The organism is Clostridium sp. LBM24168, from assembly GCF_052953915.1.
The window spans coordinates 2332211-2355252 of the sequence record NZ_CP196861.1; the positions used below are offsets into that span (position 1 = coordinate 2332211).

General features: G+C 31.5%; 22 protein-coding genes. 2 read left to right on the forward strand and 20 right to left on the reverse strand.

Annotated features, from left to right (window positions below; all coding sequences use genetic code 11):
- Positions 1 to 3: 3 nt before the first annotated feature.
- From ACSVC9_RS11540 to pyrB, 14 genes are all read right to left on the reverse strand, one after another.
- Entirely contained in the window at positions 4 to 726 is a 723-nt protein-coding gene (locus tag ACSVC9_RS11540; protein WP_446897633.1) for a CPBP family intramembrane glutamic endopeptidase, read from the reverse strand.
- Positions 710 to 1315 (reverse strand): ribosome biogenesis GTP-binding protein YihA/YsxC, encoded by a 606-nt coding sequence (gene yihA, locus ACSVC9_RS11545; protein ID WP_446899850.1) that lies wholly within the window; start codon positions 1313 to 1315, stop codon positions 710 to 712. Before yihA ends, ACSVC9_RS11540 begins: the two co-directional genes overlap by 17 nt.
- 24 nt (positions 1316 to 1339) lie before the next feature.
- Complete coding sequence (lon, locus tag ACSVC9_RS11550; protein WP_446897634.1) at positions 1340 to 3655, reverse strand: endopeptidase La; 2316 nt, start codon at positions 3653 to 3655, stop codon at positions 1340 to 1342.
- Positions 3656 to 3823: 168 nt separating this feature from the next.
- Positions 3824 to 5113: an ATP-dependent Clp protease ATP-binding subunit ClpX gene (clpX, locus tag ACSVC9_RS11555; protein WP_446897635.1), complete on the reverse strand. Its 1290-nt coding sequence runs from the start codon at positions 5111 to 5113 to the stop codon at positions 3824 to 3826.
- Between the two features lie 19 nt (positions 5114 to 5132).
- Positions 5133 to 5717, reverse strand: coding sequence for an ATP-dependent Clp endopeptidase proteolytic subunit ClpP (gene clpP, locus ACSVC9_RS11560; RefSeq protein WP_446897636.1), 585 nt, complete (start codon positions 5715 to 5717; stop codon positions 5133 to 5135).
- A gap of 49 nt (positions 5718 to 5766) precedes the next feature.
- On the reverse strand, positions 5767 to 7059 hold the full coding sequence (gene tig / locus ACSVC9_RS11565) for a trigger factor (RefSeq protein ID WP_446897637.1): 1293 nt from the start codon (positions 7057 to 7059) through the stop codon (positions 5767 to 5769).
- Between the two features lie 282 nt (positions 7060 to 7341).
- Positions 7342 to 8127, reverse strand: coding sequence for a sugar phosphate isomerase/epimerase family protein (locus ACSVC9_RS11570; protein WP_446897638.1), 786 nt, complete (start codon positions 8125 to 8127; stop codon positions 7342 to 7344).
- Between the two features lie 73 nt (positions 8128 to 8200).
- Positions 8201 to 8971, reverse strand: coding sequence for a hypothetical protein (locus tag ACSVC9_RS11575; protein WP_446897639.1), 771 nt, complete (start codon positions 8969 to 8971; stop codon positions 8201 to 8203).
- A gap of 238 nt (positions 8972 to 9209) precedes the next feature.
- Entirely contained in the window at positions 9210 to 9791 is a 582-nt protein-coding gene (gene pyrE / locus ACSVC9_RS11580; protein ID WP_446897640.1) for an orotate phosphoribosyltransferase, read from the reverse strand.
- A 42-nt stretch (positions 9792 to 9833) separates the two neighbouring features.
- A complete protein-coding gene (locus tag ACSVC9_RS11585; protein ID WP_446897641.1) occupies positions 9834 to 10721 on the reverse strand; it encodes a dihydroorotate dehydrogenase in 888 nt (295 codons plus the stop codon).
- Between the two features lie 23 nt (positions 10722 to 10744).
- The gene (locus ACSVC9_RS11590) at positions 10745 to 11500 is read right to left on the reverse strand and encodes a dihydroorotate dehydrogenase electron transfer subunit (RefSeq protein WP_446897642.1); all 756 of its coding nucleotides are present in this window, start codon (positions 11498 to 11500) and stop codon (positions 10745 to 10747) included.
- Entirely contained in the window at positions 11501 to 12379 is an 879-nt protein-coding gene (gene pyrF / locus ACSVC9_RS11595; protein WP_446897643.1) for an orotidine-5'-phosphate decarboxylase, read from the reverse strand.
- Between the two features lie 29 nt (positions 12380 to 12408).
- Positions 12409 to 12840, reverse strand: coding sequence for an aspartate carbamoyltransferase regulatory subunit (locus ACSVC9_RS11600; protein ID WP_446897644.1), 432 nt, complete (start codon positions 12838 to 12840; stop codon positions 12409 to 12411).
- A gap of 11 nt (positions 12841 to 12851) precedes the next feature.
- Positions 12852 to 13775, reverse strand: a complete 924-nt coding sequence (pyrB, locus tag ACSVC9_RS11605) for an aspartate carbamoyltransferase (RefSeq protein ID WP_446897645.1) — start codon at positions 13773 to 13775, stop codon at positions 12852 to 12854.
- Between the two features lie 320 nt (positions 13776 to 14095).
- Between pyrB and ACSVC9_RS11610 the strand changes: the two genes are divergently transcribed.
- Positions 14096 to 14290 (forward strand): alpha/beta-type small acid-soluble spore protein, encoded by a 195-nt coding sequence (locus tag ACSVC9_RS11610; protein ID WP_446897646.1) that lies wholly within the window; start codon positions 14096 to 14098, stop codon positions 14288 to 14290.
- A 71-nt stretch (positions 14291 to 14361) separates the two neighbouring features.
- Here the strand turns inward: ACSVC9_RS11610 and ACSVC9_RS11615 are convergent, their stop codons facing one another.
- Entirely contained in the window at positions 14362 to 14982 is a 621-nt protein-coding gene (locus ACSVC9_RS11615; protein WP_446897647.1) for a TetR/AcrR family transcriptional regulator, read from the reverse strand.
- 1057 nt (positions 14983 to 16039) lie between these two features.
- On the opposite strand from ACSVC9_RS11615, the gene ACSVC9_RS11620 reads away from it, so the two are divergent.
- Entirely contained in the window at positions 16040 to 16711 is a 672-nt protein-coding gene (locus ACSVC9_RS11620; protein ID WP_446897648.1) for a GntR family transcriptional regulator, read from the forward strand.
- Positions 16712 to 16853: 142 nt separating this feature from the next.
- Here the strand turns inward: ACSVC9_RS11620 and ACSVC9_RS11625 are convergent, their stop codons facing one another.
- The 5 genes from ACSVC9_RS11625 to ACSVC9_RS11645 all read right to left on the reverse strand — a co-directional run bounded on the left by ACSVC9_RS11625 (position 16854) and on the right by ACSVC9_RS11645 (position 23009).
- A complete protein-coding gene (locus tag ACSVC9_RS11625) occupies positions 16854 to 18230 on the reverse strand; it encodes an MFS transporter (protein WP_446897649.1) in 1377 nt (458 codons plus the stop codon).
- Between the two features lie 160 nt (positions 18231 to 18390).
- Positions 18391 to 19425, reverse strand: coding sequence for a zinc-dependent alcohol dehydrogenase (locus ACSVC9_RS11630; protein ID WP_446897650.1), 1035 nt, complete (start codon positions 19423 to 19425; stop codon positions 18391 to 18393).
- A gap of 87 nt (positions 19426 to 19512) precedes the next feature.
- Positions 19513 to 20637 (reverse strand): 4-hydroxybutyrate dehydrogenase, encoded by a 1125-nt coding sequence (locus tag ACSVC9_RS11635; RefSeq protein ID WP_446897651.1) that lies wholly within the window; start codon positions 20635 to 20637, stop codon positions 19513 to 19515.
- Positions 20638 to 20867: 230 nt separating this feature from the next.
- Complete coding sequence (gene pfkA / locus ACSVC9_RS11640) at positions 20868 to 21818, reverse strand: 6-phosphofructokinase (RefSeq protein ID WP_446897652.1); 951 nt, start codon at positions 21816 to 21818, stop codon at positions 20868 to 20870.
- 174 nt (positions 21819 to 21992) lie between these two features.
- A complete protein-coding gene (locus ACSVC9_RS11645; RefSeq protein WP_446897653.1) occupies positions 21993 to 23009 on the reverse strand; it encodes a zinc-binding alcohol dehydrogenase family protein in 1017 nt (338 codons plus the stop codon).
- Positions 23010 to 23042: the final 33 nt, after the last annotated feature.

The following is a 23042-nucleotide window of genomic DNA, read 5'->3' on the forward strand; positions in this document are numbered from 1 at the left end:
TGCCTACATAAGCTTATATTCACCTAATTTTTGTGCAAACAATCCAAGCATAGTTACAAAATTAAAAACAGAATGATTGAAAACTGCATACCAATATCCCTTTTTATGAATTAGATAACAATTATAGATACCTATCCATAATATTATAGGAAATACCGTTAAGCTAAAGTGAATAAATGAAAATATAAAGCTGCTCAATATTGCTCCAGCATATATTCCTATTCTTCCTTTAAATATTCTTTCGAAAAACAGCCATCGAAAAACAAACTCTTCTAATATTGGAGCAAATAATACAACTACAGGTATCATTAAAACAAGCTTTGTTAAAGGCATACCTGACATATAGGTTACAATCTCTTGCTGTTGGTTCAAATTAATTTTGAAGCTTACAGCAATGACATTTTGGGCCAGCGATATTATAATAATCGTTAGGTAGGATATAGCTACCATCCTAAGTCCTTCTAAAATTTTAAATTCTCTGATATTAAAATAATAAAACTCTTTCGTAAATTTCATATAGTTTATGTTAAATATTACAAATATGAAAGGTATAATATTTTCTGTATATATAGACAATACAACATATATTATACTTATGAACATTAAAAGTATTTTATTTCTTTTCATTTCTATCCAATGTCTTCCAAATACTATAAGTGGTGGAATATATGCTACGGAAAAAACAATAATATTCTTAATTAAATTTAGCCTATTCAGATTTATCACCTTCTAATATACTCCCAATTTCATTTAGGAGATCATCTTTACCTTGTTTATTTAGAGATGAAAAAGTAAATAATTTATCTTTAGGTTCTAAATTCAATGTTTTCCTTATAATTTTTATATTTTTAGCCAGCTGATTTTTGGATATTTTATCTATCTTCGTTGCTACAACTATGATCCTATAATTATAATACAATATCCATCTATACATTGTGATATCATCTGCTGTCGGTCTATGCCTTGAATCTAAAAGCATAATTATAGCCTTTAGCTGATTTCGTTTAACAAGATAAGACTCCACTATCTCTTTCCAGTCATTCTTCTGAGATTTTGAAATTTTTGCATATCCATATCCTGGCAAATCTACAAAATAAAATTTTCCATTTACTAGAAAGAAATTTACAAGTCTTGTTTTTCCTGGAATGCTACTTGTTTTAGCCAATTTTTTTCTATTAACGAGAACATTTATCAAAGATGATTTTCCTGCATTGGATCTGCCAACAAAAGCTATCTCTTTTAAATTTTCCTTTGGATATTGGTTTTTTCTTACCGCAGATATTATAAACTCAGCCTGTTTTATTTCCAAATATATATTCACCTCCTTATCTATATATCATCAATTAATTAGGGCATTATCCAATACTACATCTACATTATCAGCAATTATATATTTTAATTTATTTTTAATACTATTAGGTATTTTTACCAAATCTTTTTCATTTTCTTTTGGAATTATAACTGTATCTATTCCAGCTCTATATGCAGCCAAACTTTTCTCCTTAAGTCCTCCAATAGGAAGAACTCTTCCCGTCAACGTTATCTCTCCAGTCATAGCTACATTGTGTTTTACTTTTTTCTTACTTAAAGCTGAAATCATAGCTGTAACCATCGTTACTCCTGCAGAAGGTCCATCTTTTGGAATAGCTCCTTCTGGAACATGTATATGCAAATCACAATTCTTATAAAAATCTTTTTCTATATTAATGTACTTTTTATAATTAGCTCTTATATAACTGTATCCCGCCTTTGCCGATTCTTTCATAACATCTCCAAGTTGGCCTGTTAGTTCTAATCTTCCTTTTCCCGGCATTACAACTGCTTCTATAGGCAAGGTATCACCACCATAAGCTGTCCACGCCATTCCCATTACTACTCCGATTTTATCATCTTTACTTATCTTATCATATGTAAACATATCCACACCCAAATATGATTTCACTTTAGTAATGTTTACAAACACTTTATCTTTATTCTTCTCTACAATTTCAGCAATTGCTTTTCTTATTATGGAGGCTACTTTCCTCTCCATATTCCTCACTCCAGATTCTCTTGTATAATTATCTATTATAGTATATATGGAAGAATCTGAAAATTTAATTCTACCATCCTCTACACCATTTTCCCTAAGCTGCTTTGGAATTATATACTTTTTACATATATGAAATTTTTCTTCATTTGTATATCCTGATATATGTATTATTTCCATCCTATCAATAAGAGGAACTGGTATAGTATCTAATGTATTAGCAGTAGTTATAAAAAGCACATTTGACAAATTAAAATCCAATTCAAGATAACGATCCCTGAAAGTATTGTTTTGTTCACTATCCAGTACTTCCAAAAGTGCATCTGCTGGATTCCCTTTAAAATCCAATCCCATTTTATCAATTTCATCCAATAAAAATAGTGGGTTATTTGATTTAGCCTGCTTTATACCATATATTATCCTTCCAGGAATAGAACCTACATACGTTCTTCTATGTCCTCTTATTTCTGCTTCATCCCTTACTCCACCAAGCGACATTCTTACAAAATTTCTATTCAGTGCTTTTGCAATTGATTTGGCAATAGAAGTTTTACCAACTCCTGGAGGACCTACAAGGCATAAAATAGGACCTTTTAATGCCCTATTCACTTTTTTAACTGCAAGATATTCAATTATCCTATCTTTAACATCTTCCAAACCATAGTGATCATTTTCAAGACAATTTCTTACATTTTTTATATTCAAATTATCATTAGTTTTAACATTCCACGGTAGATCAATTATCCAGTCCAGGTATGTCTTTATTATACCTGATTCTGCAGAATAATTTCCTGTATTACTTAGCTTTTCAACCTCATATAGAGCCTTTTCCTTAACCTTTTTTGGCAGCTTATTTCTTGATATCCTACTTTTATACTTCCTTATTTCCTTTTTATTCTCATCATCTTCTCCAAGTTCTTCTTGTATTGCTTTAAGTTGCTCTCTTAAATAATAATCTTTTTGGGATTTATCTATACTATTTTTTACTTCCATACCTATTTTATTTTCTATCTTTAGTATTTCTATTTCGTCAAGAAGTATTTTAAGTATCTTTTTTAATCTGTCCTCTATTTTATAGGTCTCCAAAAGCTCCTGTTTCTTGTCCGGATCTAGTACCAAATAAGTACTTATAGTATCAGCTATCCTATCTGGATTGTCCATATCATTCACAGCAATAATAGACTCAGACAAATTACTATCAGACAGTTTCATGTATTCATTAAATGTTTTTATAGTATATCTAATAAGTGCCTGATAATCATTATCAATCACTTTATTATCCTTAATCATTTCAACTTCAACTTTAAAAAAGGGATCTTCTGTTAGATATTTTCTTAATATGCCCCTGTTTTCACCTTCTACAAGTACCCTTATAGTACCCTTAGAAAGTTTCAATATCTGCTTTATATTACATATTGTACCTATGGTATATATATCTTCTTTTTCAGGTTCTTCTTCCACATATTCTTTTTGAGACGATAAAAATACCCTCTGCCCGTTAAACATGGCATTCTCCAATGCAAGCTTAGATCTTTCTCTACCTACATCAAAATGTAGAACCATATATGGGAACACAGTAATACCTCTAAGTGGAATCAAAGGCATTACTTCTAAATTTTTGTCCATATTTCTCTCCTCACTTTAACAATTTGCACCATTTAGTATTCTAAATATATTAGACTAGTATATTATAACTATAAAACAAGCTTTTTTCAATTATTCACTCATCACAGCCATATATATTTAAAAAAGGTACTGAATTTCAGTACCTTTTAACATCCAAAATAAGCAAGCTTATGCAGTTTCCGGTCCTTTTCTAGGTCTGGTTTTTTTAACCTTTATAGGAGATCTTTTCCCATTTTCAACAGTTATAAGCTCTGGCTTTTTATTTTTTATCGTGTCTTTATCTACTATAACCTTAGCAATTTCTTCTCTTGAAGGTATATCAAACATTATATCTTTCATGGTTTCTTCTATTATAGCCCTAAGTCCTCTTGCTCCAGTATTCCTTTTTAATGCTTCATCTGCAATTGCTTCAAGAGCATCATCTTTAAATTCAAGTTCCACATTATCAAGCTCAAATAGCTTCTTATATTGCTTTACAAGTGCATTTTTAGGTTCTTTAAGTATACTAATGAGCGCTTTTTTATCTAGAGCCTCCAGAGTAACAACAATAGGAATCCTACCTATAAATTCCGGTATAAGCCCAAATTTCAAAAGATCTCCTGGCATTATTTCCTTAAGAAGTTTTCCAATATCCTTCTCCTTTTTGGATTGTATCTCTGCACCAAATCCAAGTGTACTAACCCTTGTTCGGTGTTCTATAATATTATCTATTCCATCAAAAGCTCCACCACAGATAAATAATATATTAGTGGTATTTATCTGAATAAACTCTTGATGAGGATGTTTTCTGCCACCCTGTGGTGGTACTGAAGCAACCGTTCCTTCTAATATTTTGAGTAAAGCTTGTTGTACTCCTTCTCCAGATACATCTCTTGTAATAGATGGATTTTCAGATTTTCTCGCAATTTTATCTATTTCATCTATATAGACTATCCCGTGTTCAGCCCGCTCTATGTCATAATCAGCATTTTGTATGAGCTTCAAAAGTATATTTTCAACATCCTCTCCTACATACCCTGCCTCTGTCAATGTAGTTGCATCTGCAATTGCAAATGGAACATTCAAAAATTTAGCCAGAGTCTGTGCAAGAAGAGTTTTACCGGAGCCTGTAGGTCCAAGCAAAAGTATATTGCTTTTTTGCAATTCAACATCATCACTATTGTTGTTGGAGTTTATTCTTTTATAATGATTATAAACTGCCACTGACAATGATTTTTTAGCCTCATTTTGACCAATTACATATTGATCAAGATAATTCTTAATTTCTACAGGTTTCGGAAGAGAAGTCATATCCACTTGAACATCATCTTCGAACTCATCACTTATTATCTCAGAACAAAGTTCTATACATTCATCACAAATATATACACCTGGTCCTGCTATTAGTCTTCTCACCTGGTCCTGTGTCTTACCACAAAATGAACATTTCAGTTGTTTTCTATCATCATTTTTGGCCATATCTACACCTCACTAAGGGTTATTTTCTCTCTTTAATAACCTCATCTATTAATCCGTAATCTTTAGCTTCCTCTGCCGTCATAAAATTATCCCTTTCTGTATCCTGCTCAATTTTTTCAAGCGGTTGACCTGTTCTCTCACTATATATAGTATTTAATTTTTTCTTTATAGTTAATATTCTCTTTGCATGGATTCCAATATCTGTTGCCTGACCCTGAAATCCTCCCAGAGGCTGATGTATCATTATTTCAGCATTAGGAAGAGCAAATCTTTTTCCCTTTGCACCTGCCACCAATAAAAATGAGCCCATAGAAGCTGCCATTCCCATACATATAGTAGATACATCAGGTTTTATATACTGCATTGTATCATAAATAGCCATACCAGAGGTTATTGAACCTCCAGGACTATTTATATACAAAGATATGTCCTTGTCAGGATCCTCTGCTTCTAAGAATAAGAGCTGTGCTACTATAAGGCTGGCTGAAACATCATTTACTTCCTCACTTAACATTACAATCCTATCTTTTAAAAGTCGCGAATAAATATCATAAGATCTCTCTCCTCTATTAGTCTGTTCAACAACTACTGGTACTAAACTCATAAAATCTCTCCTCCTTTATGTGACTATTAAGTAATTATTACACATCATATTATGCTATTGCCTTGCTGTTGTCAACAAGCATTTTTATAACTTTTTCGTTTATTACATCAACTTCTATATAATTTCTCTGGCTATCTAGAATTAATTTAGCCATTTTTTCTGGATCACCATTTCCATACTGCTTACTCATTTCAGTAGCCCTATTTAACAGTTCTTCATCTGTAGCCTTTATATTTTCAACCTTGGCTATTTTCTCGATTACAAGATCATTTTTAACTCTCTTTTCTGCAGTTTCTCTCATATATTCTCTAACTTTTTCCTCTGTATTATTCGTATATTTATAATATGAGTTAAGATCCAGTCCTTGATATTTCAATCTCATCTCCAGATCCTTAAGCATATTGTCAATTTCCTTTTCTATCATGATTTTTGGAATATCAACTTTCACATTTGAACTAACAGCATCAATAACTGCTTCTTCATATTCCTTGTTGGCTCTTAATTCATTTTGTTCTTCCTTCTTCTTTCTTATATCGGCTCTTACTTCATCCAAGGTATCAAATTCAGAAATTTCCTTTGCAAATTCATCATCCAATTCTGGAAGCTCCTTTATTTTTATGCCTTTAACAGTTACTTTAAATACCGCCTCTTTACCATTTAAGTCCTCAGATCCATACTCTTTAGGGAATGTAACAGTTACATCTTTTGAATCTCCGGTTTTTAATCCAACAAGCTGATCCTCAAAATTACTTATAAATGTACCTGACCCTATTTCAAGCTCATAATCTTTCCCTTCTCCACCTTCAAAAGGTTTATCATCTATATATCCCTTAAAATCTATTATAGCTATATTTCCCTTTTCAATAACTCCATCTTCTTTTGTTTCAATTCTTGCATTTTTCTGCTGCCTTGCTTTTAATTCATTTTCTACTTCTTCATCTTCTACCTTATATGTATTTTTCTTAACTTCAAGTCCTTTATACTCACCAAGTTCAACTTCAGGTACTACTGTCACAAGCGCGGTATATATAAAATCCTTATTTTCGCCTATTTCAACTACATCAATTTTAGGATAATCTACAGGCTTTATATTATTTTCCTTTATTGCTTTTGGATATGTATCATCACAGCAAAAATTTACGGCATCTTCATAAAATACACCTTCACCATAATATTTTTTTATTATATTCATTGGAGCTTTACCTTTTCTAAATCCTGGTATATTAAACTTTTTAGCATTCTTTGCAAATGCTTTTTTTACTGCTTCATTGAATTTCTTTGATTCAACTGTTATTTCTAATTTTACCACGTTATTTTCTACTTTTTCCATTTTAACGTTCATTATTCATTTCCTCCTAATTACGCTATACGCTTATGTTAACTATGATATTATAACATATTTCATATGCATTTACATTTATATAAATTATATTATTAATAGTTTCATTAAATATGAACTAACCTACATTATAAAATTTTTTGTAAAGGCCTATTTATTTATAATTATATACTAAAAAACACAATTTTTATAGCCAGTCTTTGAATATTTTATTCACAATTCCTTACTTACGCACAAATTTATCCAAATCCTATTATCCACTTGTATAATCTCAACAAGCCCATGCTATTTTAACTTCATTTCAAGATACTTTTTAGTCTCCGTAAGTTCACTATATTCAGTATAATTTTCTTTGTAAACTTCAATTATACCTATTCCATTATACTCTATTTCCTTAAATTTACAAGACATTTCTTCATAATTTACCTCTCCCCTACCAGGTAGTAAACATACATTATTACTGTCTCTATCGTTTATATGAAAATTTGCAATATCTGTCCCCATAACCTTCATATACTCCTCTGGAGATTTTCCTGACTTATATGCCTGCTTAATATCCAATGTAAAATACAATGGACCTCTGCATCTATCCTTAATCTTGTATAGAAATTGAATATTATTAGACATACACCAGAATACATTTTCCTGGCAAAGTTTTATTCCCCGCTCCGCGGCAGTATAGGTAAGCCTGTCATACATATCCACTATAAAATTAATATCCAGCAAACTAATATTCTCATATCTCATTCCATGAAATGTATAACACTTTGCCCCTATAATTTCAGCTAATCTACATACATTTTTAAACAATTTCAGTGAATCTTCTCTTCTCCTTTTATATTTATCAAACAGGTATGGTTCAAATGAAACTGAAAATGCATGTATAGAATTAACTTTGAAATCATGCTGTAGTTCTTTCTCTAAAAGTATTTTTCCAAATTCAGGCTCATATTCACTAACACTGTTCAAAAATACTTCTCCCACATCAAATCCCAATGACTTCATAAGAGGTATGCTATCTTCAGTTTTCACGTTTGGATAAAAGCTAGCAGATGATAACCCTATAATCATAAAAAATCTTTTACCTCCTCAATATTATTAATATACCAAATTCCCGGCATTTAAAAAGTCAATAAACTAAAGTTTATTGACTAATTTCACCTGATGCTGTTAAATACATAGTTTCTCCATCAACTGTAACAGTGAGTCCCTTATCTGTAGGGTTCCCAAATTTTACATCTTCGCCTTCTACAGATTGAACCATTATATGACTTTTATCGATTATATTTTCAATCCATATATATTTTGAAGTTTTTCCAAGCCATGGCAGCTGACTTACATACGCAATATTATTATCATCTATAAACTTTGGTGAATTACACCATATATAATTTGGATTCGATGACAGCTGTTCATTCTTTGATATAACTGAACCAGTACTTGATATATATTGAGGATTGGTTATATCATGTTTTTTACCATTAGTATCAAATAGAAACACGCTCTGAATTTTGCCATCAAGTAAAACAATATTCTTTCCTGAGGGATTTATACTATATATTACATCAGCATCTTTAGGTGTAACATCTTTAAATATTTTATTGTTATTTTTATTTTCATATATTAAATTAACACTTTTACCACTGCTTAACTTTACTGTATACTGTGCTTTTTTATTTTTATTTTCAGATGGCTGTGGCTTTGAAGGTATATTTTTAACTTTTTGATTCTGTGTAATAGGATTCTGTTTTTCCTTGCCCATATCATTTAAAACCGTTTTTAAAGTACCAGTTAAGTAAATACCAATTAAAATTACCAGTACCACACAGACAGCAGAGATTATAAAAATTCTTATCCTTCTCTGTTTCATTTTTCTTTCATAATCTTTACTAAAAATACTTGGCTTTCTCCTCACTAGATTTCCACTGTTTTTATATAACAGCAGTGCCTCCTTTCTGTGACTTTTTATAGGCAGAACTTATAAACTAATTAAAAATATAATTAGCTATTATTGTGAAACTCATTTTTTATTATAACTCAAAAATCAAAGAAATAATACTAACTTTTTATGAATTTACGAAAGAGTAAAAATAAAATATTTCCAGACAATATAATAGAACATCTGGAAATATAAATTACCGTATATATTAAATCTATTTATTAAATATTCTGCTTCCAGGTTTTTCATAAGACAATCCTTTTTGACATAAAGGACATTTATCTGTATCATACGTATTTATATTTAATTTAATAGAACTATAGACTGGATAAGGTATATCTATATCATCTGCTCTTCTATCTACTATACAACAAAGTGCAACAACTTTTCCACCAAGCCCCTCTATAATCCTAGCTACTTCAAGAGATGATTTTCCTGTGGTTATAACATCTTCTGATATTATAACCTTCTGTCCCCTTTTTATTTCGAATCCTCTTCTTATAGTCATCTCTCCATTTTGTCTCTCGGCAAATATTCCTGGCCTGTTGAGTTGTCTTGCAAGCTCATAGGATACTACTATTCCTCCCATTGCTGGCCCTACAATTATGTCAAAATCCAATTTTTTTAACTTTCTGGCAACAACACTCAGAACCTCTTCGGCCTTATCAGGATATTGAAGAAGCTTAGCGCATTGACAATATCTATCACTATGCTTACCAGAAGACAGTAGGAAATGCCCTTCAAGAAGAGCTCCTGATTCCCTTAATTTACTTATAACCATATCATCATTACTCATAATTTATTAATAATCCTCCTCGTATAAATTTTCAATTTATGCTCAGACCACTCCGCATATCTCAGATATATCCCTTATATTTTCATGTTCCATGTAATCTTGTATTCCCTTCAATATATCAATACATGCAAGCGGATTGATAAAATTAGCCGTACCCACTTGTATCAGGCTTGCTCCTGCCATTATAAATTCAATTGCATCTTCCCATGTAGATATTCCGCCAATTCCTATAACCGGAATATCTACCGACTTTGAAACCTCATATACCATTCTAAGAGCTATAGGCTTTATTGCCGGTCCAGAAAGTCCTGCTGTAATATTGTCAAATACAGGTTTTTTATTATGAATATCTATTGCCATTGCCTTAAAAGTATTTACAAGTGATATGGCATCAGCACCGGCATCAAAGCATTTTTGTGCCATATCAACAATATCTTCGGCATTTGGTGACAATTTTACTATAAGAGGTTTTCTACAGTATTTCTTAACATCACTGACTATTTCATATGCAATAGAAGATTTTATTCCAAAAGCCATACCTCCACATCTTACATTCGGACAGGAAATATTCAATTCTATCATATCCACATCCGAATCATCAAGAAGCTTTATTCCTTCTACGTAATCCTCCAATGTGGCTCCTCCCAGATTGGCTATGATTACAGTATTGAATTTTTTCATCTCGGGAAGTTCGAATTCCAGGAAATGTTTAACCCCAGGATTCTGAAGTCCTACACTGTTTAAAATTCCTGATGAGGTTTCAAAAATTCTAAGTCCCTCATTTCCTTCTTTCCTGTTTAATGTAAGTCCTTTTGAACATATTCCTCCTAATTTAGATACATCAAATATTTTATTGTACTCTCCCCCAAAGCCAAAAGTTCCGGATGCAGCTATTACAGGATTCTTAAAATTCACTCCGCAAATATCCATGGATATTCTCCTTCTACAATATATTATATAATTAAATCATCTCCTAAAAAAACAGGTCCATCGCAGCATGCTCTCTTGTTGCCATTTTTTGTCTTGCAGGTACAAACCAGACATGCTCCTATGCCGCATGCCATGTGTTTTTCCATAGAAACATATACAGGTATGGACTTTTCCCTGCACATTCCTACTACTTTCATCATCATTGGTTCAGGTCCACAGCATAGTACTTGATCATATTCTTCTGCATGAAAAATATCCGTTATATATCCATTTGATCCTCTGTTTCCAACTTCCAGTGAATAATAAATATTATCCACAAATTTCTCAAATCTTTCTAATATGTATGTGTTCTTTTTAAATCCTGCATACAAATCAAGCTTATCCCTTTTCGGCGATATTTCTCTTATAGATTTAGCTAGATAGAACATAGGTGCGATCCCTATTCCTCCAGTTATTATAGCCGCTTTTCCACTTATATTATCTATATTGAATCCATTTCCAAGCGGGCCTGTAAGCCTTACTTCATCACCCATATTCAATAAACTAAGCTTTTGAGTACCGTAACCTACCACCTGATATAAAAAGGCAATCTTCCCACCATCAAGATAATGTATGCTTATAGGTCTTGATAACAATGGCTCCATGTTCCATGATCTCAGCATGTAAAATTGTCCTGGAGCACCATTGAACTTACCATTAAATTCAATTTCATATACGTTGTCTTTAATTTGAGTATTTTTTTCTACTCTGCAGACAATATAATTTAATTTATCACTCACCTAAATCTTCCCCGTTTCTGAAACAGCATCATTTATACTGTCCCTCATCTTTAATACTTCCATTCTCGCACATTCTCCATATTTTTTCCACCCATCAGCATATTTTTTATATGCCATTAAAATACCTCTTGAAGAATTCACGACTCCTCCATTGCCGTCTTTCAAATATACAGCTACATCTTTTGCACCTCCACCTTGTGCACCATAACCTGGTATTAAAAAGAATAGATTATTCAGATAGTGTCTAATTTCTCTTCCTTCTTCCAGATGGGTACAGCCCATTACACCTCCTATGGAACTATAACCGCAGTGTCCTAAATATTTGCTGCCAATATCCTTTAACCTTTCTCCAATCACCCTGTAAACTTTTTTGTTTTGATTTGTATCAATATACTGAATATCCTTTGCCCCAATATTTGAAGTTCTTATAAGAACAAATATTCCCTTATCATTTTTTTGTACATAGGGTATATATGGATCTATAGTATCAAGTCCCATATAAGGATTTAGAGTTATAAAATCACTTTCAAAATCTCCTTCAAAATGTGCCCTTGCATACATTTCTGCAGTCTTATTTATGTCCCCTCTCTTGATATCTGCAATAACCAGTGCACCTTTGCTCTTTATATATTTGAGAGTCTTCGAGTATAACTCAAGTCCTTTTATTCCAAGTGCTTCATAGTAGGCAATTTGTACTTTATAACAGGCAGCTATATCAAAAGTACTATCTATTATATTTCTATTATATTCAAATATGGAGTCTTCAATAGAAACACTGGATTTTATAATGTTTTCCGGCATATATTCAACTGAAGTATCCAATCCCACACAAACTGGTCCTTTTTGTTCTACACTTTCATAAAGTTTATCTATTATCATAAATAAAATTATTCCTTTCTCTAACCTTTTTAAATTGTAAAATCAGTGTAAGCTTCATCACAATAACTGCATCTATATTCTCCAAGTTCTTCATCTGCAAGATAAAAAACCTGGGGGATATTTTTTTCTACAGAAGTTATGCACCTTGGATTCCTACATTTAATTACATTTTCTACTTTTGTTGGCAGTTTTAATTTTATCTTCTTTTCTATAACTTCATTTTTTATAATATTTATTGTTATATTAGGATCTATAAAACCCAAGACTGTAAAATCAAGTTCAAGTTTATTCTCTATTTTTATTATATCTTTTTTACCTAATTTGGCACTTTGAGCATTCATTATAAGTGCTACTGAATAATCTACATTGGTCAGTTTCAGGTAATTAAATATTTTTATACCATGACCTGCTTTTATATGATCTATTACAATTCCATTTTTGATACTTGTAATCTTAAGCATATTATCCCCCTCTATATATTCATTCCTAAAAGTTTTATTATAAGTGATTCCCTTGCATATACACCATACTGAGCCTGTTTGAAATAACAAGCTCTCGGATCATTATCAACTTCATATGAAATTTCATTCACTCTTGGCAATGGGTGAAGAACTATCATATCCATAGATGCAACTTCCATTTTAGCTTTATCCAGTACGTAGCTATCCTTGAGTCTTATATATTCCTCTTCATTAAAAAATCTCTCTTTTTGAACCCTTGTCATGTAAAGTATATCAAGTGAATTTATAACTTCCTCCAACTTTTTAGTTTCAATATATTTTATGTTATTTTTATCCATTTCTCTTTTAATATAATCAGGTACTTTTAATTCTTGTGGGGATATAAGAGTAAAATTATTATTATCATACATAGACATGGCCTTTATAAATGAATGCACAGTCCTTCCAAATTTGAGATCACCACAGCAACCTATTTTTAGATTTGATAAAGATCCTTTTATGGATCTGATTGTTAAAAGATCTGTTAACGTCTGTGTCGGATGTTGATGCCCTCCATCTCCTGCATTTATAATAGGTATTTTGGAATACATAGAAGCAACTTTTGGAGCTCCCTCCTTAGGATGCCTCATGGCAATTACATCTGCATAGCAGCCTACTATCCTTATAGTATCAGCCAAACTCTCACCTTTGGATACAGAACTTGAATTAGGTTCTGAAAACCCTATTACATTACCTCCCAATCTAAGCATGGCTGTTTCAAAGCTGAGTCTTGTTCTAGTACTTGGTTCATAGAATAAAGTAGCTAAAATTTTTCCTTCACAAATATGTGAAAAATGTTTTGGATTTGAGATTATTGTATCTGCTAAATCAAAAATTTCATTTAATTCTTCTTTAGTAAAATCTTTTATATCTATAAGATGTTTCCCTTTTAACATTTGCTGATTCCTCCTTTTTAGCCTCTCAGTACTAAATTTAAAGGTATAAAAAATGCCTTCATAAAAGAAGGCATAATTACACTATTTATACACAAATAACCAAAACTAACACCTTCTAAGTCTCACAGGACCCACTTAAAGGTAATATTTTATTGTTCTAAGAATAGCATATACCAATTCTAAAGTCAATAAAAAAATAAGTTGAAATTTTCTTATTAAAGTCTTCCAACCCAACCTTGAATTACCTAGCATATTTTTTTGTGCAATGTACAAACTTTAGTTGTAAGCAGTAATCAATATTATAAAAAGGAGTGTTTTAAATGTCTTACAGCAATAAACCAATAGTACCACAAGCAAAAGAAAAATTGAACCAGTTCAAAATGGAATCTGCTGCAGAGGTTGGAGTAAATCTAAAGCAAGGATATAATGGTGATCTTACTTCCAGAGAAGCCGGTTCCATAGGTGGAAACATGGTTAAAAAAATGGTTCAGGCTTATGAACAAAGCTTAAAGTAAAATAATTAGAAGATCCATACTTAGAAATAGGCATGGATCTTTTAATTTACATTTTATCAGTAAATATATAATTATCTTTTAAAAATAGGTATTGTAACACTTAATGCCCGTTCAAGTAATTCCTTATATGCTGTGATATACTTTTTCAACTGTTTAACATCATGATATAAAATCTTCACATCATTGGATACAAATGCATATCCAGTAATCAAAAATGACGCTGTTTCTTCTGGATAAGAAACTTGAAAGCTACCTTCGTCATTTCCCTGCTTAATAATATGTGTAAAATATTTCGTAACAGTATTAGAAAATTTATGATAAAAACGGTCCATCATATAACGATTTTCCTCTAAATTAATTGTCCTTTGTAATTCTATATTTTCATCATTTACATTTATTGGCGAGATTTGTGCCATTTCAATAAATAATTGAACTTTTTCTATTGCAGACTTCTCTTTATCATATGATAAAGATTTCAAACGTCGAAGCAACGGTTCCATGCGTTTTTCAACCAGGCAATATAAAATATCTTCCTTGTTTTTGAAATGGTAATACAAAAGACCTCGGGATATATTTAGTTCATCTATAATATCTTGTGTTGTAGTATTCAAATATCCCTTTGTTACAAACAGGCGAATTGCCGCTGCCATGATTTCAGCTCTGCGGACTTCTGGTTCTTTTACATCACGCATAGTGTATGCCTCCCTATAGAACGAGTATAGCATACGACTGACAATTTGTCATCTTAATATCATATTAATTGTAACAATAAACAAAAGTAAACATTTGAGGGGCTGTCTCAAAATGCTTACTTTGCACATTGGGGAACTATTGTATTAAATTTTATCTAGGTTGCAACTTCAATTTTTATTTTATCCTCATACTATTAAGTTAATATTAAATACAAGTTAATATCTTTTTAATTTACCATCTGTGTTCTGTATTTCTCAAACGGGCTTACAACCGTCTTTGGTTACATTACAGAATAGTAATAATTTACTACTCTACTGTGCTCAAACATTCTTCTAACTCTTGCTGAGTTAATTCTATAGTTATAATCATATCATCACCTCCTATTTATGTTATTAATTTTTATAATATCCCAAGTTAATGTACATGATATTATTATCTTGTTAATTTAGTATTAAATTGTAATAGACAGTAATATATATAATAACTTTTTATCTATCACTAATATATCTGAACCTTTCGAAATATCATTGTTTTTAGCAACATCATCTTAGGTGATTTGAAACCTCTGCCCATTAAATTCTAGCATTACAATTTTAATATAATACTTCAATCTAAATTTAAGATTGACAAACTTGTTTCTCAAACGTATACTATTTATATAAATTGTATAAATTATAATCTACTTAAAATTATGCTTCAAGGTAAAAAGCAAAAGCTACAAAAAATTTTTCACAACTTTTTATTTGATCAAATGGAAAAATTTGATTCACGGATTCAACCGCAGACAGCTATTTACATGATCAATTTTAAAGCAGAGAACTCTCGCTTTTTTAGTAAGTAATCTGTTTGAAACCAACAGAACCCCTCTCTTATATAAGCTCTTTCTACCAGATGAACATAATTTATTTATCATTACATATTCAAGAATTTACAATAATAGATTTGTTGTATAATTTTTACTTATAGATTCAGACACATTTAAAAGGTAATTTACAGTTAATTATAAAGTATACTAAAAAAGTACTCTTTACAGAAAGAAAGGTGAAATTATAAATCATGTCAATAAAAAATAGCTCTCTTGCTGAATTAGCTTACAATTATTTAAAAAAGATGATTTTAAATGGTAAAATAAAATGTGGTGAGAGAATTCTTGAAGCAAACATTGCTACAATTCTTAATATCAGTAGGACCCCTGTAAGAGAGGCAATTCGACGTCTTTCTAGCGAAGGAATTGTTAATGTTTGTAAAAATAGATACTCAGAAGTTATTACTTTTTCAAAACGTGATATTATAGATTTAGGTATTATGCGACTCACTTATGATACATTAGCTGTACAACTCGCAATTCAAAATGGAAGTAACAAAGATTTTAGCGAATTACTATCGTTAGCAACTGCATGTGAAAAAGCATTAGTAATGAAAGATCATATCAGACAAATCAATTATGATATGATCTTTCATCTTAAACTTGTAGAAATTGGAGGAAATTCCTTATTAATCGATGCACAGCATAATCTTCAATTAAAAACTCATCTACTTTTTGTTGATCAGTATGTTAATCATCAAATTGTTCCTGATTATGTTAGTAGTTTTAAAGAACATAAGTCTATTGTAGATGCATTATTTTCTAGAGATGTGGAGAAATCAATTAGTGCTTGTACGAATCATTTGACAAATTACTATGGTCTCTCAATAAAGACAAGACACATTACCTTTGATTTTAATTAGTATTATAATATATTTTTAGAGTTTTTTAAGCATCTCTAATTCTATTAAAATATTTATATAAAGTCTTCCCTAAGTACTATCTATATAGATAGTGCTTAAGTATGTTCCTGTTCTTGGAAGCTATAATTTTATGCAAAGATAATTAATTGATATCAAGTTCTCTAACTCGATTTCTATCATTTACATCATTAGCAAATAATAAAATAATTACAAAACCTATTGCCATTAATCCTACTAATAAATATAATGCTATCATATATCCAGGAATACTATTCCAGCCACCACCAATTTCAATAATTACACCTATTAACAGAGAAGCAACCCCTCCACCAATTCCTTGCATAAGTACCCCTAGCGACACTACTGTTGCACGATTATTCTCAGTTGAATTATCTGATGCAAAAGAATACAATACTGGAAATACTGCATTCGAACAACATCCAAAGAATATTTGAATTAATACAAGCCACATTACTCCTTTTCCAACATATTGCATTAAGAAAAATGCAATTGTAAGCCATGCAAAAATAATAAGTACTGTTTTCTTTCTTCCCATTTTATCAGAAATTCGTCCCCAAAAAATCTGCCCTAAGCCACCGGTAATTGCATAAACAACACTGAATAGTGCAGCCTTTGAAATATCGTACCCACCAACAAATGTAAGGAACGGCGTCAACCAAAAATTAAATCCAGAATAGGATGCCATAGCAATAAAATTACATATTGATACTATTACAATATTACGGTTTTTTAAACAAGCCCGAAAACTAGATCTTTTTTTCTTTTCTTCCTTTACTTCTCTACCTATTTCTCCACCACTTATAGCTAAAGTTTCATCAATAGCTTTTAAGGTAACTGATGGAGTTGCTCCTAATTTATAACAAGTTTCCTCATATTTTTGAAATCTTTTTTTCGATGCAAATCTCCAATATACAATCCATATAGGAATGGCCATTAACGGTACTATTAAAAATGGTAATCTCCAATTATTATTAGAAATAGCAAGAATCCATGAGATAAGTATTGCTCCCAACGCTGTACCCCATGGGTACCCAGTATGATGAATTCCAAAAGCAAACCCTCTCGCTTCCTCCGGCCACCATTCAGTAACTTGTGTAACTTCTATTGATTCTCCACAACCTCCTAACATATATTTAATAATATAAAAAATCCAAAATGCGGTCATCCCAACTATTGGAAAACCACAGATGAAAGTCATCCCCGTATATCCAATAACTACAAGAAGGCTTGTTTTCTTTCTAGCCCACCCTTGCCCTCTTCTATCTGACCAGTTGGCAGCAAATGGTGATAATATTCCTAAACTAATTGTCACAATACCATATAATATTCCATATGTCGTGGATGACATTCCAAATTCTTTAATTACTGCAGGTGATACTCTGACTATCAAATCTCTACAATTGGCACATATTGCAAAAGATAACCATAGAAGTCCTAGTGCCATCCATGATTCTTTCGGGACTCTTGGAATAAATCCAGCATTTTTAGTATTCTCCATTCTACTGTACCCTCCTATTAAAATTTAAAATTATATTTTATTTATTCCTACATTCATTTTATAAAAATTTAATCTCCAAACATGGGTCAATGATAAGAAAACGATTGCAAAATAATTTTTGTATATTTTCTTATCATCAACATATTATATATTCACTATTTTATCGTTTCGGAAGAATTACATGCTTTAATCCTTCACCTGCCATGACTTGTTTGAAACCTTTTTCCCATTCTTCAATTGGATGCGTATTACTAGCTATTACCTTAAGATTAATTTTCCCATTTTCAACCAAACGAATGGATGTATCCCACCATATTGATTTTTGAGCAAATGTACCAATAATAGTTATTTCTCTTAAAGCTATTTGGCTGAAATCTATAGGTGTTGGTTTATTAGAAAGTCCAATTTGTACATGCGTCCCACCTTTACGAACACTTTCAATACAAAGAAGAATTCCAGATACAGCACCGGAGCAATCAAAAGTATAATGAGGTCCCAGTCCCCTTGTCTCTTTTATAATTTGTTCTTTAATTCCATCTGATTCGCTGTATAAAATAACATCAGCACCTAATTTTTTTGCAATTTTCAAACGTTCCTCATCTTTTCTCGTTCCAACTATAATGACTTTACTTCCAAACGTTTTTATCGCTTGCATACATAATAATCCGATACTTCCTGGTCCAGTTATTAATACACAATCATCTGGTTTTAATGAAACCTTTTCATAAACAGCCTGGATACAACAAGTTAATGGCTCAATTAGAGCTCCCTGTTCATATGGAACATTATCAGGTAAAATATGCACTAATTTTTCAGGGACTGCTACATATTCTGCCATTCCACCATTTACACCACTTCCAATTGATTTTCTATCCGCACATAAATTATTTCTTCCACTTCTGCAATACTCACAAGTTCCACATGTAATATAGTAAGTTTCTGTTACTACTCTGTCATTTTTTTTAAATTTTGCAGCATTTTTCCCCACTTTCTCAACAACACCTGCAACTTCATGTCCAATTGTTACGGGTGGATCTATTGGATAAGAATTATCATTTAAAATATGGATATCTGTACCACAAATTCCTGCTGCCTTTACTTTTATTAAAATTTCATCATCTTTAATTACCGGTCTTGCTACTTCACATAATTTAACATTTCCTCTTCCTTCTTTGACTTTTACAATTGCCTTCATAACTTTATACCTCCTACTTTAATAAATTTATAATTATATAGCACCTAACATCATACATATGACTAAAGGTAATGTGTATCAATTATTTCAGTATAATTTTTTATACGTATTCACTATGTCTTCTCTTGAAAAAGGCTCATAGCTGTTTATCAATAATCTTTGCTGACCTTTTATAACGGCATCACTGAAAGTCTCAATCTCTTCTTCTTTCATTCCATATGTCCTAAGAGGCTTTCTTGGCAGTAACTTATCCAGTACATTTGCCAGTTCTTCATATACATCTATATACTCTTTATCAGAACAATCGAGTATATCCAATAATACAGCATTAAGCTTCTTAATCTTACCATTTGGATTCTTTTTCATATAAGTTTCAAATATCTCTGTAAATAGCATATAATTTGCCTCGCCATGTGGTACATGATAGGTCCCTCCTATAGGATAAGAAAGTGCATGTACAGTAGCACAACCTGCATTTCCAAAAGCTATGCCTGCATAGTTACTACCAAGAAGAAAATCCTCAATTATCTTATTTCTATAGTCTTGTCCCCTTTGCAATATTTCAATATAGCCATTCAGAATCAACTTTATTGCTTCTATACTAAACATTTCAGTATATGGAGTAGCTCTTGGAGACAGATAGGATTCGCATGCATGGATAAGCGCATCTAAAGAACTAGTTACAAAAAATCTATATGGAAGTCCCTTTACAACTTCAGGTATGAGAACCGCATAATCTGGATATAACACATCTGCAGCGATTCCCTTCTTAGTATGTTTTGATTTGAGCTCTGCAACCGATACATTTGTAACCTCTGAACCTGTTCCGCAAGTTGTAGGCACAATAATTAATTTTTTATTTTTTACTAAAGGAACCTTTCCTTCAAATAAGTCAATTGAATTCTCAGTATATTTGAGTCTTAGAATTTTGGATATATCTATCATTGTACCTCCGCCTAAAGCAATTACCCTATCGTATTTTTTATCACCTATATCCCTAATTATCCCATTTATCATTTGATCTGATGGTTCTCCTGAGCCATACTTCTCTCGAAATATAGTATCTGCTCCCTCGGTATATTTTTCTAAAAAGGGTTCGTATAAAAATTCATTTGTCAATATAAGATCACCCTTTCCAATCTTAAAAAATTCTGCAAATTCCTTTGTCGTATCAAATTTATAGATTTCAGGCACTACTTGTAATAACTTCATCAGTATTCCTCCTCATATAATAAAGTTAATAAATCATTCATTTCTAATTTTTATTCATAAAGCTGAAATAGAGATTCCTAGCCCAAAGGCTTCATATCGGAATATATTATAATTGCTGAACAGACAAAAGATGCTGTAACTAATTCCTTTGGAATAAAACTTGGCCTTGATATATCTATTGACTTTTATGGCCAATCTTTAATTATTACACTTAACTTATATTTTACTTTTTACAAGAGCATTTTTAGCAAATCATAATCATCCTGTTTATTAACGTCCACAACATCTATCTCATTGAAATCCACATATATTATTTTATTATTTTTAATTCCTACAGCTTTACCTGATGATCCTTCCATCAAAAGCTCTACAGATTTAATTCCCATCCTGGCCGCCAACAACCTATCAAAAGCAGATGGATCACCACCTCTTTGTATAAATCCCAACACAGTACTTCTTATGTTAATATTAAGTTTGACCTCAATATATTCTTGAAGATCTTTTATATCATACATTCTCTCTGTTATTATTATTATATTATCGATCTTCCCCTTAACAATATTTTTATTTAACTTCTCGCATATGACATTAAAAGTCAGCTTATTTTCAGGCGTAGATATTATTTCCGCACCTCCCGCCAAGGCTGAATACAGGGCCAAATCACCACAATATCTTCCCATTACTTCTACTATGGTAGTTTTTTCATGAGAATTATCAGTGTCCTTTATCTTTTTTATGCAATCCAAAACCGTATTTAATGTTGTATCAAATCCTATACAATAATCCGTATAATTCAAATCATTATCTATAGTTCCAGGCAACCCGATAACATTTATTCCTAGTTCATCTAGTCTATCCGCACCTTTAAAAGATCCATCTCCCCCAATTACAACTAAACCATCTATTTTGAATTTTTTTAATGTATCCATAGCCTTTCGCTGTCCTTCTTCTTTCATAAATTCCGTACATCTAGCAGTTTTAAGAATAGTTCCTCCCCTTTCTGCTAAACGATCTACATCAATATCATTTAATTTTATGATATCTCCTTCTATTAAACCTTTATATCCATGTTTTATTCCACAAACTTCTATACCACTATATATTGAAGATTTCACAATTGCTCTTATAGCAGCATTCATTCCGGGAGCATCTCCTCCACTCGTTAAAATCCCTATTTTCATGTCTTCCCTCCCTCAAATTGAGAGCCTAAAAAAGTATCTACTATATCTATTACTCTTTGTCCCAAAAATTTTATTTTTAGCCATAGAAACTCTTACTGATATCTTCATAAAAACAATCATTCCTTTAAGTGCTGTGAGACTACTTTTTAAATTAGTTTTCAGCCCTTGTTCTAATCATTCTAGTACAGCAATAATCTTTAAATATTCTTCTGGATGATCTGAAAGGTCTATTACTGCCTGAGGTGCTTCATCTAAACTAACTATTTTACTAATTATAGGCTTAACATCTATACTTCCTTCCGATATAAGCTTCAGTGCTTCCTCAAATTCTCCAGCACTTGTTCTAGATCCTCTAATATCAAGTTCCTTTTTGGTTATAAGATCAGTTGGTAACCTTGTATCTTTTTTAGGCCATCCCGTAAGAGCTATTCTTCCCGCATAGGATACGTAATCTATTGAATTTCTTATGGCAGAATTTGCCCCTGAAGCTTCAATAACAACCTCTGCTCCTCTTCCATTTGTTATTTTCTTTATTTTCTCTAACCCGTCTACATTTAATACATTAATGATATTTTCTATACCAAGTTTATGTGCAAAATCTAATCTTTTATCAACTACATCCATAAGTATTGGTATTGCTCCATAGATTTCTGCACATAATGCCATTAAAATGCCTATTGGACCTGCTCCATTTATTACTACATGTTCTCCTTTCTTAACTTTTGTTCTGTGAATGCCATGTAATGCTATAGTAAGTGGCTCTGCCACAGATAACTCTTCCCATGAAACATTTTCCGGTGCTTTAACCAATAAATCTTTCGGATGAGTAAATATTTCTTGCATTGCTCCATCAGTTTGAACGCCTAATACTTTTAAATCCTCACAACAATTTGTTCTTCCTAGACTACAAGGATAACATTTACCACAGTAAATATATGGGTCAACAACAACCCTGTCCCCTTTTTGTATACCTTTACTATTTTCCCCTATCTCAAGTACTTCTCCAGCTATCTCATGACCTATTATTCTTGGATAAGAAACAGTATTATTTACTCCTCTGTATGCTCCTACATCTGACCCACATATTCCAGCTGCTTTCACTTTTATTAATGCTTCATTTTCCTTTCTTGATGGTTCCTCAATTTCTTTAATTCTTATATTTTTTGGGGATTCTAGATATACTGATTTCATAATTTTCATACTTCCTTTCTTTTTATGTTTTTT

Bases quoted from the DNA above. Each gene is read 5' to 3' on its own strand.
- ACSVC9_RS11635 (WP_446897651.1), bottom strand. From the start codon at position 20,637: ATGAAGTTATTACAAGTAGTGCCTGAAATCTATAAATTTGATACGACA.
- ACSVC9_RS11610 (WP_446897646.1), top strand. From the start codon at position 14,096: ATGTCTTACAGCAATAAACCAATAGTACCACAAGCAAAAGAAAAATTG.
- tig (WP_446897637.1), bottom strand. From the start codon at position 7,059: ATGAACGTTAAAATGGAAAAAGTAGAAAATAACGTGGTAAAATTAGAA.
- ACSVC9_RS11620 (WP_446897648.1), top strand. From the start codon at position 16,040: ATGTCAATAAAAAATAGCTCTCTTGCTGAATTAGCTTACAATTATTTA.
- clpX (WP_446897635.1), bottom strand. From the start codon at position 5,113: ATGGCCAAAAATGATGATAGAAAACAACTGAAATGTTCATTTTGTGGT.
- ACSVC9_RS11600 (WP_446897644.1), bottom strand. From the start codon at position 12,840: ATGCTTAAGATTACAAGTATCAAAAATGGAATTGTAATAGATCATATA.
- ACSVC9_RS11645 (WP_446897653.1), bottom strand. From the start codon at position 23,009: ATGAAATCAGTATATCTAGAATCCCCAAAAAATATAAGAATTAAAGAA.
- pfkA (WP_446897652.1), bottom strand. From the start codon at position 21,818: ATGAAAATAGGGATTTTAACGAGTGGAGGAGATGCTCCCGGAATGAAT.
- ACSVC9_RS11585 (WP_446897641.1), bottom strand. From the start codon at position 10,721: ATGGATATTTGCGGAGTGAATTTTAAGAATCCTGTAATAGCTGCATCC.
- pyrE (WP_446897640.1), bottom strand. From the start codon at position 9,791: ATGAGTAATGATGATATGGTTATAAGTAAATTAAGGGAATCAGGAGCT.
- ACSVC9_RS11630 (WP_446897650.1), bottom strand. From the start codon at position 19,425: ATGAAGGCAATTGTAAAAGTCAAAGAAGGAAGAGGAAATGTTAAATTA.
- pyrB (WP_446897645.1), bottom strand. From the start codon at position 13,775: ATGTTAAAAGGGAAACATCTTATAGATATAAAAGATTTTACTAAAGAA.
- clpP (WP_446897636.1), bottom strand. From the start codon at position 5,717: ATGAGTTTAGTACCAGTAGTTGTTGAACAGACTAATAGAGGAGAGAGA.
- ACSVC9_RS11625 (WP_446897649.1), bottom strand. From the start codon at position 18,230: ATGGAGAATACTAAAAATGCTGGATTTATTCCAAGAGTCCCGAAAGAA.
- ACSVC9_RS11615 (WP_446897647.1), bottom strand. From the start codon at position 14,982: ATGCGTGATGTAAAAGAACCAGAAGTCCGCAGAGCTGAAATCATGGCA.
- pyrF (WP_446897643.1), bottom strand. From the start codon at position 12,379: ATGATAATAGATAAACTTTATGAAAGTGTAGAACAAAAAGGACCAGTT.
- lon (WP_446897634.1), bottom strand. From the start codon at position 3,655: ATGGACAAAAATTTAGAAGTAATGCCTTTGATTCCACTTAGAGGTATT.
- ACSVC9_RS11570 (WP_446897638.1), bottom strand. From the start codon at position 8,127: ATGATTATAGGGTTATCATCTGCTAGCTTTTATCCAAACGTGAAAACT.